The organism is Rhizobium sp. CCGE531 (assembly GCF_003627795.1).
Taxonomy (GTDB): domain Bacteria; phylum Pseudomonadota; class Alphaproteobacteria; order Rhizobiales; family Rhizobiaceae; genus Rhizobium.
In genome coordinates, this window is the sequence record NZ_CP032687.1 from 134853 (window position 1) to 150813 (window position 15961).

General features: G+C 59.5%; 15 protein-coding genes and 4 pseudogenes. 4 read left to right on the plus strand and 15 right to left on the minus strand.

The window, feature by feature from the left end; translation table 11 throughout:
* Positions 1-6: 6 nt before the first annotated feature.
* From CCGE531_RS30425 to CCGE531_RS30445, 5 genes and pseudogenes are all read right to left on the minus strand, one after another.
* On the minus strand, positions 7-1296 hold the full coding sequence (locus tag CCGE531_RS30425) for an amino acid ABC transporter permease (protein ID WP_120670741.1): 1290 nt from the start codon (positions 1294-1296) through the stop codon (positions 7-9).
* Position 1297: 1 nt separating this feature from the next.
* Positions 1298-2552, minus strand: a pseudogene (locus CCGE531_RS30430) (ABC transporter permease subunit).
* A gap of 94 nt (positions 2553-2646) precedes the next feature.
* Positions 2647-3663 carry an amino acid ABC transporter substrate-binding protein gene (locus CCGE531_RS30435; protein WP_004112780.1) on the minus strand — a complete coding sequence of 339 codons (1017 nt, stop codon included), beginning with the start codon at positions 3661-3663 and terminating at the stop codon, positions 2647-2649.
* Positions 3664-3777: 114 nt separating this feature from the next.
* Complete coding sequence (locus tag CCGE531_RS30440) at positions 3778-4245, minus strand: RidA family protein (protein WP_004112782.1); 468 nt, start codon at positions 4243-4245, stop codon at positions 3778-3780.
* Between the two features lie 9 nt (positions 4246-4254).
* Complete coding sequence (locus CCGE531_RS30445; RefSeq protein WP_244441505.1) at positions 4255-5448, minus strand: MalY/PatB family protein; 1194 nt, start codon at positions 5446-5448, stop codon at positions 4255-4257.
* A gap of 164 nt (positions 5449-5612) precedes the next feature.
* On the opposite strand from CCGE531_RS30445, the gene CCGE531_RS30450 reads away from it, so the two are divergent.
* Positions 5613-6512 carry a LysR family transcriptional regulator gene (locus CCGE531_RS30450; RefSeq protein WP_004112786.1) on the plus strand — a complete coding sequence of 300 codons (900 nt, stop codon included), beginning with the start codon at positions 5613-5615 and terminating at the stop codon, positions 6510-6512.
* Positions 6513-6738: 226 nt separating this feature from the next.
* Here the strand turns inward: CCGE531_RS30450 and CCGE531_RS30455 are convergent, their stop codons facing one another.
* The 6 genes and pseudogenes from CCGE531_RS30455 to gcvA form a co-directional block, all read right to left on the minus strand.
* Positions 6739-7971, minus strand: coding sequence for an MFS transporter (locus CCGE531_RS30455; RefSeq protein WP_015341989.1), 1233 nt, complete (start codon positions 7969-7971; stop codon positions 6739-6741).
* A 13-nt stretch (positions 7972-7984) separates the two neighbouring features.
* Positions 7985-8691 (minus strand): annotated as a pseudogene (locus CCGE531_RS30460) (cupin domain-containing protein).
* Positions 8678-9712, minus strand: a complete 1035-nt coding sequence (locus CCGE531_RS30465) for an alcohol dehydrogenase (RefSeq protein ID WP_120670743.1) — start codon at positions 9710-9712, stop codon at positions 8678-8680. Before CCGE531_RS30465 ends, CCGE531_RS30460 begins: the two are co-directional and overlap by 14 nt.
* A gap of 81 nt (positions 9713-9793) precedes the next feature.
* On the minus strand, positions 9794-10141 hold the full coding sequence (locus tag CCGE531_RS35335) for an FAD-dependent oxidoreductase (RefSeq protein WP_120670745.1): 348 nt from the start codon (positions 10139-10141) through the stop codon (positions 9794-9796).
* Between the two features lie 34 nt (positions 10142-10175).
* Positions 10176-10458: pseudogene (locus CCGE531_RS30475) on the minus strand (hypothetical protein).
* A 151-nt stretch (positions 10459-10609) separates the two neighbouring features.
* Positions 10610-11533: a transcriptional regulator GcvA gene (gene gcvA, locus CCGE531_RS30480; RefSeq protein ID WP_004112795.1), complete on the minus strand. Its 924-nt coding sequence runs from the start codon at positions 11531-11533 to the stop codon at positions 10610-10612.
* A gap of 406 nt (positions 11534-11939) precedes the next feature.
* On the opposite strand from gcvA, the gene CCGE531_RS30485 reads away from it, so the two are divergent.
* Complete coding sequence (locus CCGE531_RS30485; protein WP_004112797.1) at positions 11940-12203, plus strand: helix-turn-helix domain-containing protein; 264 nt, start codon at positions 11940-11942, stop codon at positions 12201-12203.
* Positions 12204-12215: 12 nt separating this feature from the next.
* Here CCGE531_RS30485 and CCGE531_RS30490 read toward each other — a convergent pair whose 3' ends face one another.
* Positions 12216-12956: an AraC family transcriptional regulator gene (locus CCGE531_RS30490; protein WP_240535389.1), complete on the minus strand. Its 741-nt coding sequence runs from the start codon at positions 12954-12956 to the stop codon at positions 12216-12218.
* Positions 12957-13230: 274 nt separating this feature from the next.
* Between CCGE531_RS30490 and CCGE531_RS35340 the strand changes: the two genes are divergently transcribed.
* Both CCGE531_RS35340 and CCGE531_RS35345 read left to right on the plus strand, forming a co-directional pair.
* A complete protein-coding gene (locus tag CCGE531_RS35340) occupies positions 13231-13689 on the plus strand; it encodes an aldo/keto reductase (RefSeq protein WP_348633858.1) in 459 nt (152 codons plus the stop codon).
* A 40-nt stretch (positions 13690-13729) separates the two neighbouring features.
* Entirely contained in the window at positions 13730-14176 is a 447-nt protein-coding gene (locus CCGE531_RS35345; protein ID WP_348633859.1) for an aldo/keto reductase, read from the plus strand.
* A gap of 84 nt (positions 14177-14260) precedes the next feature.
* Here the strand turns inward: CCGE531_RS35345 and CCGE531_RS35030 are convergent.
* The 3 genes and pseudogenes from CCGE531_RS35030 to CCGE531_RS30510 form a co-directional block, all read right to left on the minus strand.
* Positions 14261-14380 (minus strand): annotated as a pseudogene (locus tag CCGE531_RS35030) (ATP-dependent DNA ligase); the annotation flags it as partial.
* A gap of 10 nt (positions 14381-14390) precedes the next feature.
* Entirely contained in the window at positions 14391-15107 is a 717-nt protein-coding gene (locus CCGE531_RS30505; RefSeq protein ID WP_120670749.1) for a GntR family transcriptional regulator, read from the minus strand.
* A gap of 274 nt (positions 15108-15381) precedes the next feature.
* Positions 15382-15885 carry a GNAT family N-acetyltransferase gene (locus CCGE531_RS30510; protein WP_004112810.1) on the minus strand — a complete coding sequence of 168 codons (504 nt, stop codon included), beginning with the start codon at positions 15883-15885 and terminating at the stop codon, positions 15382-15384.
* Between the last annotated feature and the right edge of the window lie 76 nt (positions 15886-15961).

A 15961-nucleotide genomic window follows, 5' to 3' on the forward strand; every position in this document is an offset into this window, starting at 1 on the left:
ATCCTCCTACCGGTGGTCGGTCTTCAGCCGACGCTCCAAATATTGCGAGTAGCGCGACATGCTGAAGCAGAAGACGAAAAACACGGCGCCGATGAAGATGAAGAGCTCCCAGTATATGCCCTGCCAGTTGGTGTTGGCACGAATGGCGGCGGCAAGGGCGATCGGGTCAAGCAATCCGATGAACATGACGAGCGTCGTGTCCTTGAACAGCCCGATGAAGGAATTGACGATGCCGGGGATTGAGATCTTGAGGGCCTGCGGCAGGATGACGAGCTGCTGGGACTTCCAGTAGTCAAGGCCGAGCGCTTCCGCCGCCTCATACTGTCCTTTCGGTAGAGCGGCCAGACCGCCACGAATGACCTCGGCCATATAGGCGCTGGCAAAGAGCGTCACCATGATCACAACGCGCAGGATGAGGTCAAAGTTCGTGCCGGGCGGCAGGAAGTAGTTGAGCAGCAGCGAAGCCGTGAAAAGGAGCGTGATCAGCGGCACGCCGCGGATGAATTCAATGAACACGACGCTCAGCATATGGATGAGCGGCAGGTTGGAACGGCGGCCAAGTGCAAGCAGGATCCCGAGCGGCAGCGACATAGCTATCCCTGTTACGCCAATGATGATCGATAGCAGGAAGCCGCCGACATCGCGCGAGGCGATGCTATCGAGAGCGATTGGAGCCATGCCGTCTGCGAGGGACGAGATCGGCTGGGCCGCATAAACCCACCAGACGCTCGCGCCGATGACAGCAATGCCGACGCTCGGCCCTTTTCCGGCCCGTGCTGCCAACATGAACAGTCCAGCGCCGACAGCGAAGCCGAAATAGACCGAGATCGGAAACCAGAGGCTGCCACCCCAGATCAGGAAATAGGCTATGCCGGGGTAGACGATGCTGAACCAGAGAGCCCGTCGCGGCAAAGCGCGGAGCAGAACTGGCGCCAAAGCGGCGAAGAGCAGCGCGAATGCCAGCACCGGCCGCCAGTAGAGATGCGCAGGGTAGAAACCGAAGAGAAGCTGCGGCCAGCGGTCGCGGATCACGCCCCAACACGCGCCCGGCGCATCGCCCAGGACTTGCCGACACTCGACAAGTGAGTTGGCCCGCCAGACTGAATTGCCGAGCCATGGTGCGACGGCCACGATGAGCCATGCGACCGTAAGTACGGACCCGACTGTTAGAAGCGTGCTGAGCCAGCTGTTGAAAAGATTTTTTCTCGTCCATTCGAGCGTCCCCCCTCGCCCCGAAGGCCTTGGCGATGCGGCGACCATGTCCTGGCGCACAAAGGAGAGGTTTTGCATGTTCATCTCAACGCTCCTTCAGGCTGACGCGATTGTTGTAGATGTTCATGGCAGCCGAGATGCTGAGGCTGATCGCGACATAAGTCAGCATCAGCATCAGCATGCCTTCGAGCTCGCGCCCGGTCTGGTTGATCGTGATGCCCCCGAGCGTCGAACGGAGATCCATGTAGCCGACGGCTAGGCCCAGCGACGTATTTTTCGTGATGTTGAGATATTGCGAGATCAGCGGCGGCACGATGACCCGCAGGGCCTGCGGCAAGATTACCAGACGCATCGTGCGTCCTGAGGAGAGCCCAAGCGCATGCGCCGCTTCAGACTGGCCCTTCGAAATGGCAAGAATGCCGGAACGAACGATTTCCGCAATGAAGGCGCCGGTATAGAGGCTCAGCCCTATCCAGAGCGCGATGAAGGCATTGCGCAACTGCAGACCGCCGGTGAAGTTCAAGCCCTTCAAGGCCGGACAGTCTAAGTGGAAGCCGAGTACGTAAAGGAGGATTATCATCGGCAACGCAAAGACGCCCAGGCTCTTCCACCACGTGGCCGGGCGCTGACCGGTTTTGCCTTGGACCTGCGCGGCGTGCTTTTACCAATCCCCGATGCCCGATGAGTGAAAGCGCCACAATAGTCAGAATCGCTACGTAATTGAGATCAAATGCTCCAAGCACATCAGGAGCCGGCCCCAGGCTTTGCGAGAAGGCGGGCGTGGGTAGGTAGATGCCGCGGTTCGTAACCGCGATGCTGTCCCAGAGCATTATCGCTGCTGTGGGATGCTCGCCGCGAAATGCGTTCGGTGTCGGCATCGCCTGCGACATCACCGCAGCTACGACGATGATCCAGAGCAGAGCCGGAATGTTGCGGAAGCTCTCGACATAAACCGTCATCAAGCGGGCGACGATCCAGTTGTCTGAAAGCCTCAGCACCCCTGCCAAAACGCCAAGAATTGATGCGGTCAAGCACGCCATTGCGGCGACAATCAGCGTGTTGAGCAGGCCGACGACGGCGGCACGGGCGTGTGTGCTTGTGCTGGAGTAGTCGATGGCATGCGGAGAAATGTCGTAACCGGCCGTGCTCCATAGAAAACCGAAGGAGAAGTCTTTTCCAAGTGCGGCGAGATTGCGAATCGTGTTGTCGACCAGCCACGCTGCCGCAAGCAGGAGCAGGATGAACGCCAGGATCTGGATCGTCCGTGCTCGATAACGGGTGTCGTTAAACAGCATGCCCAGGTGAAACGGCTGGCGCGGAGCACCGGTTTTCATTGTCATGCGAGATATCTCCCTGAAGGTCTGCGCGGCCTTCGGTGCGGGCAGACGAGGCGAAAGCGAAAGGCGCGGGGGCAAGCCCGCACCTTGAAGGCTCTCAGCGGAACGGCAGCGGGTACATAAGACCGCCCTGGTTCCACAAGGCGTTTTGTCCGCGGGCCAATCCGATCGGCGTTTTCTCGCCGATGTTCTTGGCGAAGATTTCCCCGTAATTGCCCTCGGCGGCAATCACACGTTTGGCCCAGGCGGCATCGAGGCCGAGCTGTTCGCCGAGATTGCCTTCCTTGCCCAACAGGCGGTTTATTTCGGGGTTGTCGGTGCCGGCGGAAAGCTTTTCGACATTCTCTGCGGTGACGTCGAGCTCTTCGGCAGCAATCAGCGCCTGCAACGTCCATCGCGCCACATCAGCCCATTGGTCGTCGCCCTGACGCACAAGCGGACCCAATGGCTCTTTCGAGATGACATCCGGAAGAATGACGTGGTCCTGCGGAGTCTTGAAGCTGGAGCGCGTAGAGGCGAGGTCCGATCCGTCGCTGGTATAAACGTCGCAGGCGCCAGCCAAGTACTTCTGGGCGATGTCGGCATTGTTCTCGACCGGTACCGGCTCGTAGGTCATGCTGTTCTTGCGAAAATATTCCGCAAGGTTCAGCTCGGTGGTGGTGCCTGTCTGGATGCAGATCGTCGCGCCGTTCAGGTCCTTGGCGCTCTTTGCGCCGAGCGCCTTTGGCACCATGAAGGCTTGCCCGTCATAGAAATTCACGCCGGCAAAGGTGAACTTGAGGTCGACGTCGCGCGAAAACGTCCAGGTCGTAGTGCGCGACAGGATGTCGATTTCGCCCGATGCGAGCGCCGTAAAGCGCGTCTGGCCGGTCGTCGGCACGAAGTTCACCGCATTGGGGTCCTTCAGGACCGCGGCGGCGATCGCCCGACAATAGGCGACGTCCATGCCTTGCCAAACGCCGGACGCATCCGGCGCGGAGAAACCAGCCTGACCACCGGTCACGCCGCAGTTGAGCTTGCCACGCGCCTGGACGTCGGCCATCGTGCCGGCCGACGCTATGCCCGCCGTCAGCGTCGCCGCGGCCACTGTGGCCAACAACAAAGTCTTCTTCATTGACATTCTCCCGGTTTGTGATCCGAAAGCAGCGGCTTCCTGCCGGTTCTCCGCTTTGGGATCGGTTGAGTTCCCGATTGTTCGTCGTTCCGCAGAGCCTGGTGACACGTATTGTTATTGGTCGATTTCGAGCATCGCCTCTATCTCGACGGGTGCATTCATCGGCAAAGCGGCGACGCCGACGGCGGAGCGCGCGTGCTTGCCTTTGTCGCCGCAGACAGCGAGGAGGACATCAGACGCCCCGTTTGCAACGAGATGTTGCTCGGTGAAGTCCTCAGCCGAAGCCACGAAGACCGTGATCTTGATGATCCGTGCAATCCGATCGAGGCTGCCGAGATGTGCCTGCGCCTGGGCGAGGATGTTCAAGGCGCATTGTCTGGCAGCCAGCGCTGCGGCCGTGACGTCAAGCTCGCGGCCGACGAGACCTGTGGCAATCAACTTGCCGTTCGACAGTGGCAGCTGACCCGACGTGAGAATGAGATTGCCGCTTGCGACGATGGGGAGATAGTTCGCTACCGACTTCGCCGCTTCAGGCAGTTCTAGCCCGAGTTCGGCCATGCGTTTTTCAATCGTTTGAGACATCGGCGCGCCTCACAGTTTAGAGATGGCGGCGTTGATGCGGGTGATCGCATCATCGACAGTCGAGCGAGGACAGCCGAGATTGACGCGCATATAGCCGCGGCCCTCAATCCCAAACTTCTGGCCCTTGTCGAGCCAGACGCGCGCCTTGGTCAGCATGAATTTTTCGAGTGTTGCGGCATCCATGCCGAGCCCACGGCAATCCATCCAGGCGAGATAGAGCGAGTCTGCCGGAAGCACGCGGACCTTGTCGGTCGCATTATTGATCCGATCCGCGAAATAGAGGTGATTGCCGCGCACATAGGCGAGCATCTCCTCCAGCCAGGGTTCGCCATGGGCATAGGCCGCTTCGCAAGCGACCATGCCCAGTACGTTGACCAGCGGGAACATGTTGCGGTCGTATTGGCGCAGCAGTTCACCACGCAGCCGCGGATTCGGCACGAAGATATTTGCGCATTGCAGACCCGGCAGATTGAAGGTCTTGCTCGGCGCGGTGCACGTGATGCTCATTTGCGCGAATTTTTCGCCCAGCGATGCGAAGGCGATGTGTTTCTTCGCCGGGTTGAGGATCAGGTCCTGGTGAATTTCGTCGGAAATCACCAGAATGTCGTGCCGGGCGCAGATCTCTCCCATGGTCCGCAGTTCTTCTTCCGACCAGACATTTCCGGTCGGATTGTGCGGATTGCTGAGGATGAAGATCTTCGTGTTGGGCCGTATGGCCGCCTCGAAAATGGCGGCATCGAACCGGTAGCCGTCCTCGGTGCGAACGAGCGGGGCGAAGGCCAGATGACGGCCATTCATCAGCATGTCGTTGTGGAAATGGGCATAGACGGGCGGCTGGATGAGAATGGAGTCGCCAGGCGCGGAAAACGCCTGTGCGGCGACCTTCAGGATGGTAATGATGCCGGCCGAGGCAACAACCCATTCCGGCGCCACGTCAAAACCGAAGCGCTTTGCCTGCCATCCGGTCACGGCCTCAAGGTAATTTTTGGTCATGCCGCCGGGATAGCCGAAGACGCCGTGCTGGACAGCCTCGGCAAGCGCATCGATGACCGGTCGCGGGGCTTTGAAATCGGTATCGGCAACCCACATGGGAAGAGGATCGGCGGCCGCTTCGTCTGCGGACAGCAGGCGCTCGGCGAAAGCCCATTTCATCGAGTTGCTGTTCTTGCGATCGATGACCTCGTCAAAAATAGATGACGGCATGGCGTGATCCCCACGCGGATGCGGCGCAGTTGCAAGCTTCGTCAATACATTTCCTTTCGTCCGTCGCGGCTGCCTCGGCAGGATCATGGTTGACGAAAAGGTTAATCGCAGTTCATTATGAATGGAAATGGTATGAATTCATGTGGTGATGAGCGGAGGTCATAATGATAGATCGGCAGCATCTTGCGATCCTGAGGGAAGTCAACCGTCACGGCAGCGTCACCGCGGCGGCCGAGAAGATGAACGTCACACAGTCGGCGCTCAGCCACACGATCGCGAAGTTCGAGGATCGGCATGGCATCAAGATCTGGATGAAAACCGGTCGGGGTTTGCGCCTAACGCAAACGGGCGAATACCTGCTCACCGTGGCCGAGCGGGTTCTGCCGCAACTGGAGCACGCGGAACGGGTCCTCATAGACTTCTCATTGGGGCGAAGAGGAATGCTCCGAGTTGGCATGGAATGCCATCCCTGCCAGCGCTGGCTCTCGAGAATGGCGACACCCTATCTGGCTCAGTGGCTCGACGTGGATTTCGACGTGCGCACCGCCTTTCGCTTCGACGGGGTCGAGGCGCTGCTCGGTTATGAAATCGACCTCTTGATAACGCCGGACCCGGTAGAGGCGCCGGAGCTGCTGTTCACGCCCGTGTTCGATTACGAGCTGGTCCTTATGGTGCACGAGTCCCATCCTCTTGCCGGCAGGACATGCGTGCAACCGCACGATCTGATGGACGAAGAGCTAATCACTGTTCCCGTCACCCTAGAGCGATTGGACATTTACACCAAGTTTCTCGTTCCCGCCCATTATCGGCCCCGTCAGCACCGCACGGCCGAAACCGTAGACCTGATGTTGCAACTCGTCTGCGCGGGCAGGGGGGTCACCGTCCTTCCGGACTGGTTGCTGCACGAGGATGGGGCAGGAATGCCGATACGGGCGCTCAGCCTCGGAGAAGCCGGCATCCGGAAGAGCATCAATCTGGGCGTCAGGCGCGGCGAGGAGACCATCTCCTATATCGATGGCTTCCTGACGCTTGCCCGAGAGATGGGCCGCACACCCCTCGCGTGATTGCGGGATGCGTGGTGAGGCAGTTTCGTTCGCCGCGCAAGTTGCGTGTCCTGCCGCATTAGCCGTCCGAGACAAAACCGATTGCCATGCCAAGGCGTCCTGGGTGACGGTTGCGCGCGCCACGCCGGAAGCCAAGCGCTCGTAGAAACGCGCTGCGGCCTCAAGACATGAAGCGCGAGTACAATCTGATCGAGCGACGCGCGGAAACCGACACTAGAGTCCTTCCTCATCTGTTGCGGGGTAAGCTGGCGGCGCGCGATACCAACGGAACGAGCATAAAAGCTACGGCCGGCAGCACAAGCCAGTTGACCGTGCTCCAGCCTGAGCTGTGCAGCAGCGAACCGGCGAAAAAGGAGGCGCAGGCAACTGTCCCGAACACCATAAATGCATTAGCGCCCTGCGCCTTGCCGCGTTCGGATGGCGAATGACACTCGGCAACCATCGCCGTGGCGCCAATGAAGCCGCAATTCCAGCCCAGCCCCAAGAGGATAAGCGATCCCCAGAAGTGCGCGATATCGACACCGCTGAGCGCAATAAGCGCCGACCCGCCGATCAGGAGAAGTCCCACCGCCGCCACGCGCTCCTTGCCGAAGCGTGCCATGAGGCGGCCGGTAATGAAGCTTGGCCCGAACATGGCGAGAACGTGCCACTGAATACCAAGCGCTGCGGAATCGACGGAATGGCCGTGTCCGACCATGGCCATAGGTGCCGCCGTCATGACGAAGGTCATCAGGCCGTAGGAGACGACGCCGGTCGCAACGGCCAGCAGATAGCCTGGCGAGGTCAGTATCTGTGCAAGCGGGCGGGCGCTGATGGCGGTGGCATGCACGGCGGCGGAACCCGCCGGGCGGCGCAGTGGCAAAAGGATCGGCACCGCGAGCAGGGCGAGCATCGCCTGGCTGAGGAAACTGCCGGCAAAGGCATGTCCCGGCAGAGCGTTACGCGTCCATATGACGAGTTGCGGCCCGATGATGGCAGCAATCAGCCCGCCGACCATCACGCGCGATATTGCGCGGTCACGCCCGGCGCCAGTCAGGCCGTCGGTCGCCGCAAAGCGGTAGCTCTGGACATAGGCCGAGTAAAAACCGGCGATCAGCGTGCCCATGCAGAAGACAATGAAGCTTGATTGGACGATGCCCATCGTGGCAACGATCCCCGCGATCGTACCGAGCGCTGCACCTATTATATATCCGGCGCGCCGTCCGAACCGGCGCATAACGGCCGCAGCCGGCAGCGTTCCCAGAGCAAGCCCCAGGTTGAGCATGCTGACCGGCAAAGTTGCTGCGGCCGGATCAGATGCCAGATGCTGGCCGACGAGCCCGCCGAGCGAAATGACGATGGGAGAATTGGCGCCCCCGAGCGACTGTGCCGCCGTCAGAACCCAGACGTTTCTTGACGCAATTTTTTCCTGTTTCGCGACATCGTCCTTGTCGCGGAACGTCGCCTCGGCGATCCCCATTTGCGTGACCTGCTCAATATCTTGGTTTGTGGTGCGTGGCCGAGGAGGGCATCGGCAGCACATCGGCGTGCTGAAGAGGGGCGTCCTTGATCCAGATTTCGGCGCCCTCTGGGCCTGTCGCCACCTCAAATGATCTGCCTGCCGGCAACCGTCCCCAGCATTGCGGCTCCAGCGTCTCGCCCTGCAATATCAGGCTGCCGGACAGCACCAGAAATTCGAGGCCACGGCGATTTTCGATGGCAATGGCTGAGCCGGACTGCCAGGTCTCGATCGAAACGCGTTCCGCGATATCCTCGAAGAGAACACGCGCCGCACGGGCGCCGGCGCGCAATGGGGCCGCTTGGCCTTCGCCTGGCTGCCGGACAATCTGCATGCTGTCGCCCTGACGAAACTGCCAAAGGCGCACGAAAATCATGCAGCCCTCCTCCGGCGCCGGTACGTGCGAGGTGCCGGGGGGTTGCGGAAATAGCTTCCGGCCGGATAGTCGCCATGCTCATCTTGGAACGTCCCCTGAAGCACAAGAATTTCTTCGCCGCCGCTATGGACATGGCGGGGAAAGGCGCTTGCCGGCGCGTAGCGCACGATCGAGGTCGCACGCGCGACTTCACCGCCGACGCGGTAGAGCATCCGTCGGTCGACGCCGGCGGCGGGGCTCGGCACCCAGTCGAGCTTGGCCGCATGGGCGATGACCGGCTTTGTCAGGTCTTCATTGATCCGCATTGGTCTGGTCTCCCATCGTCAGAACGATCCGGAATTTCGCCTCACCGGAACGCATTCTTCGGACCGCTTCGGCGGCCTGCTCCAGCGGCATGGTTTCGATCATCGGCCGCACGCCGGCCAGGACGCTGAAGTCCAATGTCTTCTCGTTCTCGAACGGCGACCCCGTAATTGAGCCGATCACGCCTCGCTCAGCGCCCACCAGATATCCAGTCGATACCGGCAGGGGATCCTTGCCGACGCCGAGCACGACCAGGCGGCCTTCCGGTGTAAGTGCAGGCATCAAAACCAAGACGGCGTCCGGATTGCCGATCGTGGTCAGGATCGCTTTGGCGCCGCCCATCTTATTCAAAGCCTCGGCGGCATTTTCCTTGTTCGTGTCAATGTAACGATGGGCGCCGAGCTTCACAGCATCTTCGGCAATATTGTCGCCCCGACCCACCGCGACCACGCGGAAGCCCATCTTGCGGGCATATTGCAGCGCCATGTGCCCGAGCCCGCCTATTCCGAGAATAGCAACCGTATCGCCTGCCTCAGCGCCCGATTTCTTCAAGGCATTGAATGTGGCGATGCCGGCGCAAAGGATCGGTGCTGCCTCTTCCGATGAAAGCTTGTCCGGAATGGAAACGAGTCCGGTCGCGCGCGCAATCATCATTTCCGCGTAACCGCCATCGCAGGAAGAACCGAGAACGGGCTGGTTGCGGCATAGATTGAAACGGCCACGGCGGCATTCATTGCATTCGTTGCAATGCCCGCCGAGCCGGCCAACGCCGACGCGCTGGCCGAGCTTCCAAGCCGAGGGCGTGTTTGATCCAAGCGCGATGATCCGGCCGACCACTTCGTGGCCGGGAACGCGCGGCGGCTGTAGTCTCCGGTCCGCCTTGTCGATGTCGCTTAAATCCGCGCCGCAGATGCCGCAGGCTTCAACCGCAATCAGCACTTCTTCGTCGCCCGGCGTCGGTCGGTCCACAAGCTCAAGGCCGCCGGACGTGGATATCTGCATCGCCCGATAGGTTGTTTTCATGACCTGCTCCTTTCCTCGCATTTCAAGATAGGGGATGAACGATCTCCGTCTCGCCTGGTGATCAGGGGCGTGGCCACACGCTCACCGGCTTCGATGGCCCCAGCCAGATAACCGGGATCGTTGAGTGCTGTTCGCTGCCTGCCAAACTGATCCAGCTCTGCCAGGTCTGATCGACCCCCCAACTCGCGTGCAAATTCCTGAACCGACGGATGCATGTCGGGCCAGCCAGGAAGGGCCGAGATCGAAACCGTCGTGCGAGACATCGGTTTGCGGGTCAGCCGTGAGAATGCGGCCGCCCAGCCGTTCCCGTGCCTCGACCAGGGTAAAGTCGAGCCCGTTGCGATGAAGGTGATAGGCTGCCGTAAGTCCGGCAAGGCCGCCGCCGACGATGACAATGGCCTTAGTCGATATTGTTGTCGTTGAAGCCATTAGCGGGTTATCTGGATGTTATGCTCGCTGCAGTTCAGGCGATGGCGTAAATCCGAATGTCCGGCGCTGCCGCCAGCAGCGGCTTCAATCGGTGACGTCGTCGTCGTTGAAGAGTTCGCTTTCGAGATAGGCCCTGCGTCCTCAACGCTGTTGAACCCATGGAGAACCTGCACGTCATCGTCGCGGATCAGAAGCTCCTTGGAGGTCGCTCCGATGTCTGTGAGGAACGTTTCCTTGTATTTCTGATAGATGCCGATGGCAGCGCGACGGTTCGCGGCGGCGATCTGAAGGGTGATTTGGAGATAAGCCACGGTCATACTTTCGGGTTTCGCTTGGCCGCACGCGGCGAGGGATGTTCCTCGCCAAAAATGCATATGCGCCGTTTGATGCGCCCGCATGGCCGGCTTGACAAATGAGAGTTTCTTGGGCGCGGCAAAGAAAATCTTGGCGCGCTGCGCTGCGGCCGAGTTAGGGCCGTGCCGTGCCGGCTTCTTCAAGCAGCCAGTTGCGAAAGGCCTGCAGTTTCGGCAGCGACGCATACTGCGACCGGTAGACGATGTAGTAGGCAAGCGTCGATGGCACGGTCACATCGGGGAAGAGCCGCTTGAGCCTTCCCGCAGTCAGATCGTCATGGGCGAGGATGCTGCGGGCCAGCGCTACGCCCCGACCCTCGATCGCAGCCTGCAGGACGGCAGCGGAATTATTGATACTCATGCCCCTTTGCGGCTGGGAATCTGATACGCCGCCGGCGCGCAGCCAGCGGTCCCAGGTGACAAAACCGAGTGCCGGGTCCACGGAGAGATCGTGTATGAGCGTCTGGCGCGTCAGATCGGCTGGGACGTTTAGACTTCCAATTTCTGAAAACCTGGGCGAACAGACAGGAAAGACTTCCTCGTCCATCAGCTTTTCGGCGATCAGGTCCGGCCAGCTTCCATCTCCGTAGCGCACGCCAATGTCTATTCCATGTGCCTTGTAATCGACCAGCTTCAGGCTCGTCTCGAGCCGAATGTCGGTCTCCGGACATCTGGCCTGGAAGCGGTCGATGCGGGGCAATAGCCATTTGGCGGCGAAAGCAGGACTGACGGTTACGTTGAGGATTCCGCTCGTTGCGGACGCGCGAAGACGCTCCAGCCCAATGACTAGCTGATCGAGCCCTGCCCTGATATCGGGAAGGGCATGTTCGGCCCGTTCGGTCGGGGTAAGCCTCGCCTTTCCGGTGGTGGTACGATGAAAGAGCGGCATTCCCAGCCAATCCTCCAACCCCCGCACCATCTGTCCTACCGCAGCTGAGGTGACTTTGAGTTCCTCGGCAGCCCCGGAGAAGCTGCCGTGACGTGCACTGGCTTCAAAGGCACGCAGCGCGTTCAGATAGACCGGTGACTTTCTGTTCAAAGTGACTTTCTCCTACGCGAAGAAGGGAGAATTGAGCGGCAAAGCCACGAAGCGACATCTCCATTATGGGCCACACCCCGTCAAGTCCTGTGAGGCAAAGAACGACGTTGTTTGAGTTCCGACGCGCCGCCGATCACGACTCATCGCCGGAACCAGCTTAGGGTTTGCGCGAGACCCAATCAGACTGTCGTGTGCTCTCTCGTTCCACCACTTCAAATCCCACGTCGATGATCTGGCAGGAACGGTCGTTACTGACTGCCGATGCCGCAACAACGCATATTTTCGAGGCGTAGTCACATGCATATGCCTGTCCCGCCAAATCAGCCTTATACCAAACCCCAACTGTCGCAGGGTCAACGCGATTCTCGGCCGCATCCGCGACAAATGGACCATCCTGAAGATCACGATGCTTGCCGACCGGCCGCGGCGCTTCAATGAGTTGAAACGCGTGATAGGCGAGATTTCCCAACAAATGCTCACCCGCAACCTGAAGTCTCTGGAAGCGGACGGGATGGTGACCCGCAAGGTCTATGCGACCGTGCCGCCTCAGGTCGAGTATGGCGTGACAGATCTCGGCAGGTCTCTTGCCGCACCGATCATGCAACTGGCGACCTGGGTGCTGGATCATCTGGGCGAAATTGAAGCCTGTCGCGCGCTGGTTCGTGCATGAGCTCTAAGAAGACTAGGCTACCGATTCAACGATGTTCTGCAGTTTTCCGGCGTCCTGCCGGGGTGGTGCGCCGAACAGCCGTTTGTATTCGCGACTGAACTGCGAAACGCTCTCGTAGCCGACAGCGTAGGCGACGCTTGCTGCTTCTGAGCGCTCCGCGATCAGGCGCCGACGCGCCTCGTGCAGGCGGATTTGCTTCTGGTACTGGAGCGGGCTCAAGCCGCTAATCGCCTTGAAGCGGCGATGGAACACCGACACGCTCATGCCGGCCACAGTGGCCATGGCTGCGATGCTGAGATGCTCCGTGTAATGCTCGCGAATCCATGCCATTGCCCGCCGGACATGGGACAGGCGGCTACCGTTGCCGGCAATCTGCCGGAGCAACGCCCCTTGAGGTCCCATGAGCAAGCGAAACATGAGTTCGTGCTCCCTGTGACGCGCCATGATCGGGATTTCATCCTGGCGGTCGAGAAGTTCAACGAGGCGCCGCCAGGCGTCGATCAATGCCGGCCCTGCGGGGCTGAAGCCGAATCCTTTATTCATTGGGGGTTCCGGCATGCTGCCCATCTCCAGGAGCAGTGCGGATATTACCTCCGGATCGATGTAGAGGTTGAGAGCGACATAGGGCTCCTCGGGTGACGCTTCGCTGATCTGTCCCATGGCGGCGAGTTCGGCCGCCACGACCATGCAGTGGCCGGCGCCATACTCAAGCACCTGGTCGCCGATGAAGACCTGCTTGGATCCTTGCAGCACGAAGCAGACAACCGGGTTGTAGACCGCCAGCCCGGCTCCGACGGTCGATCGAAGGTGCTGACGCTGACCCGCGGCATCTTCGGTTGGGGCTTGCCTGCATGGCGCAAGACAATGGCTTTGAGCTGGGCAAGATCGGTCATGGGGCCATCTGCCCTCGTTAGCCTGCAAACGTCAAGCGATCAGCAGGATCAGGCAATGAAACGGTAGGATCGGACATCGTCAATCGAAGTGTCAAACTCAAAATGGGCGCATCGGATAAGAAAGGACATTCACGATGCAGCAACGCAAGCTTGGCCGACACGGCCTTACGGTCGGCGCCATTGGTTACGGTGCCACGGGCACCGCCATCGGTTACGGCCCCAGCGACGATCAGGAATCGATCACGGCCATCCGCCGCGCCCATGAGCTCGGCGTCACCCACTTCGACACCGCACGCATGTACGGCTGGGGTGAAGGTGAGAAGCTGCTCGGCATTGCGCTGCGGCCAATTCGTGATCAGGTGACGATCGCAACGAAATTCGGCTTGACGGAAAGCTACTCCCCTGACTCCCGGCCGGAGACCATCCGTGACGTTGTGGACTCCAGACTCAAGAATCTGAACATCGACACCATCGATCTGCTTTACCAGCACATTCCCGACCCCAACGTCCCGATCGAAGAAGTGGTCGGCGTGATGCAGGAGTTTGTCCACGCGGGTAAGGTGAAATGCCTCGGTCCTCTCCAACTCGGATGAGGACACCATCCGTCGCGCCAGTGCCGTTGCCCCTATCTCGATTCAGCAATACCAGTATTCCATCCTCGCCAGGGACGTGGAGCCGCTGCTGCCGGTCCTTGAAGAATTAGGCATCGGACTGGTTGCCTATTTCCCGTTGGCGCGTGGTTTCCTGACTGGCCACGTAGCATCTCGCGATCAATACGCCGCCGACGATTTCCGGCAGAACCTCGGGTGGTGGGCGCCGGCGAATTTCGCCAAGAACGTCGAGATTGCAAAAGAGCTCACCTCGCTCGCCGCGGCGAAAGGCGTCAGCCTCTCCCAGCTTGCGTTGGCTTGGCTGCTCACGCGAAAGGACTACATCGTGCCGATCCCAGGTGCTCGCAATCAGCAACGTGTGTCGGAGAACATTTCCGCCGCGGAACTGGTACTGACGGACGCGGACCTCAAGCGTATCGACGAGATCGCTCCAAATGGGGGCATCGGCGGACGAATTTGGGGTGAGTAATGTCAGCAGGTGATTTGCTCGGCCCGCCGCGCGCGATCGTCCAGGTTCGATAGGGCGCTCCTCGAAAGGGTCGAGCGCCCTCGCAGGCCGCTCGGCGATGTCGAAGACAGCGGCATTATCCTGGTTTTCGCGCAAACCCTTGTAGGAGGCATGACGAAGGTTGCCGTCATGTGTCCAGCCGCGGAGCTCGATTTCGGCAATCACAACTGCATATTTACGAACTTCTCACCAGCCGAGGAAAACTTGTCGACCGCCGCCTGTTTACCTCTTGTACGACGCGTGGGAGCGCGTTCTGTTCGAGATCAAGGTGACTCATCAATGCTGATTCCACCGCGCCCGTTGCCTTGCTCAATAACCGCATCGCGTCGATCAGCCTTGCAAGGCTTTGTTCGTAGGAAGGGCCAAGCTCCGAGATAATTATTTCCATCCGGACGGGATGTGAGCAAAAACAGAATTTGTCGACAATTCGGCAGATTTCGCAGTTTGCCGACAGCTGGGCAATTTGGGCAAAGACGGCTTCGGCATGTATCGCGAGCTGGTCGCGGGGCGGGTTGTCACGCTCGCCGTCAGTATCCGGCACATGCGGCCGCATACGCCAGACCGCGTAGGTGAGGGTTTGACGTGCGATACCATACAAGTCCAACAATGCTCCCTCCACGAGCGGCCTGGTGAAATAGCCTTTCTGAGGGATCGAAACGATCTTGCCCTCTGCGGCAAGTCGGATGAGTGCTTCACGTATCGGTGTCCGCCCAAGGTCCAGTTCGCAGGCAAGCTCCTGATCACTAAGATGTTGCACCGGCACGCGAGCATAGCGGTAAAGCAATTGAAGTACCGCATTATAGGCCGCGTCAGCCTTTGCGGGGACCTGTTCACCAGCGGAAGTTGGAACGGCTATTCCGCGACATTGGAGAGCATTCTCGCAAAGCCACATTTTTCAGTTTCCTCTGTCGATGCAATTGAAGACCGCGTGACGCCGGGAAATTCAAACGCCACAACGCTTTGGGCTGCTTAAGGATTCGTGGGGACGTGATTTTTGAAGTCCACTATAGATGACAGTCTGGCTGAGGTCACGCCTTCCATGATCTGATGGTCCGAAACACGATTCATGGCAGTCTACGATATGTTCACACGGTCAGATCAGTTGGAGTCCCGGAGGAGGTTTGAGTACACGCAGACCAACACAGGCGCCCCTTGGCCCGTCTGACCTAGGCCGTACTTGCGACCAGCAACATCTTTGTCATTAAAGTCGCATCACCATAAGGTGTCTGTACGTGGTCCATTTCCGACCAGCCATTCTTTGTATAGAGGAGCTTTGCGCTCTCCGTGGTAAGATAAAGCCTTTCGTAGCCGAGGCGCAAAGCTTCGTGTTCCAGCCTCTTAACCAGCAATGAAGCTGTACCCTTATTGCGATGAAATGGATGGACGTACAGCGACTTTAGCCAGGGCGAAAGATCAGGCCTTCCTTTAAAATCACAATTGGAAAGGCTGATCATCCCTGTGGGTCTGCTGTCTTCGCTAGCAACCAAAGTTAGCGGCATAGAACTTCTTGAGGAGGCTTGGAACTCACGCTGTGTCTGCTCGAATGAGCCATTGGCCTGACAACCCCATTGCCCAAAGGACCAGCTTGCACAAACCGGAACCAGATCGCGACAATTCTCCAGATACTCAATCACTATTGGAGCTTGAATGTGTATTTGCTTTTCAGCCATCGTCTCTTCCTATTTGCCGAGTGTCGGGTTGCTTTAGATTGAAGCTCTTCCTAAAGAGCATTGCAGCGGGATAATC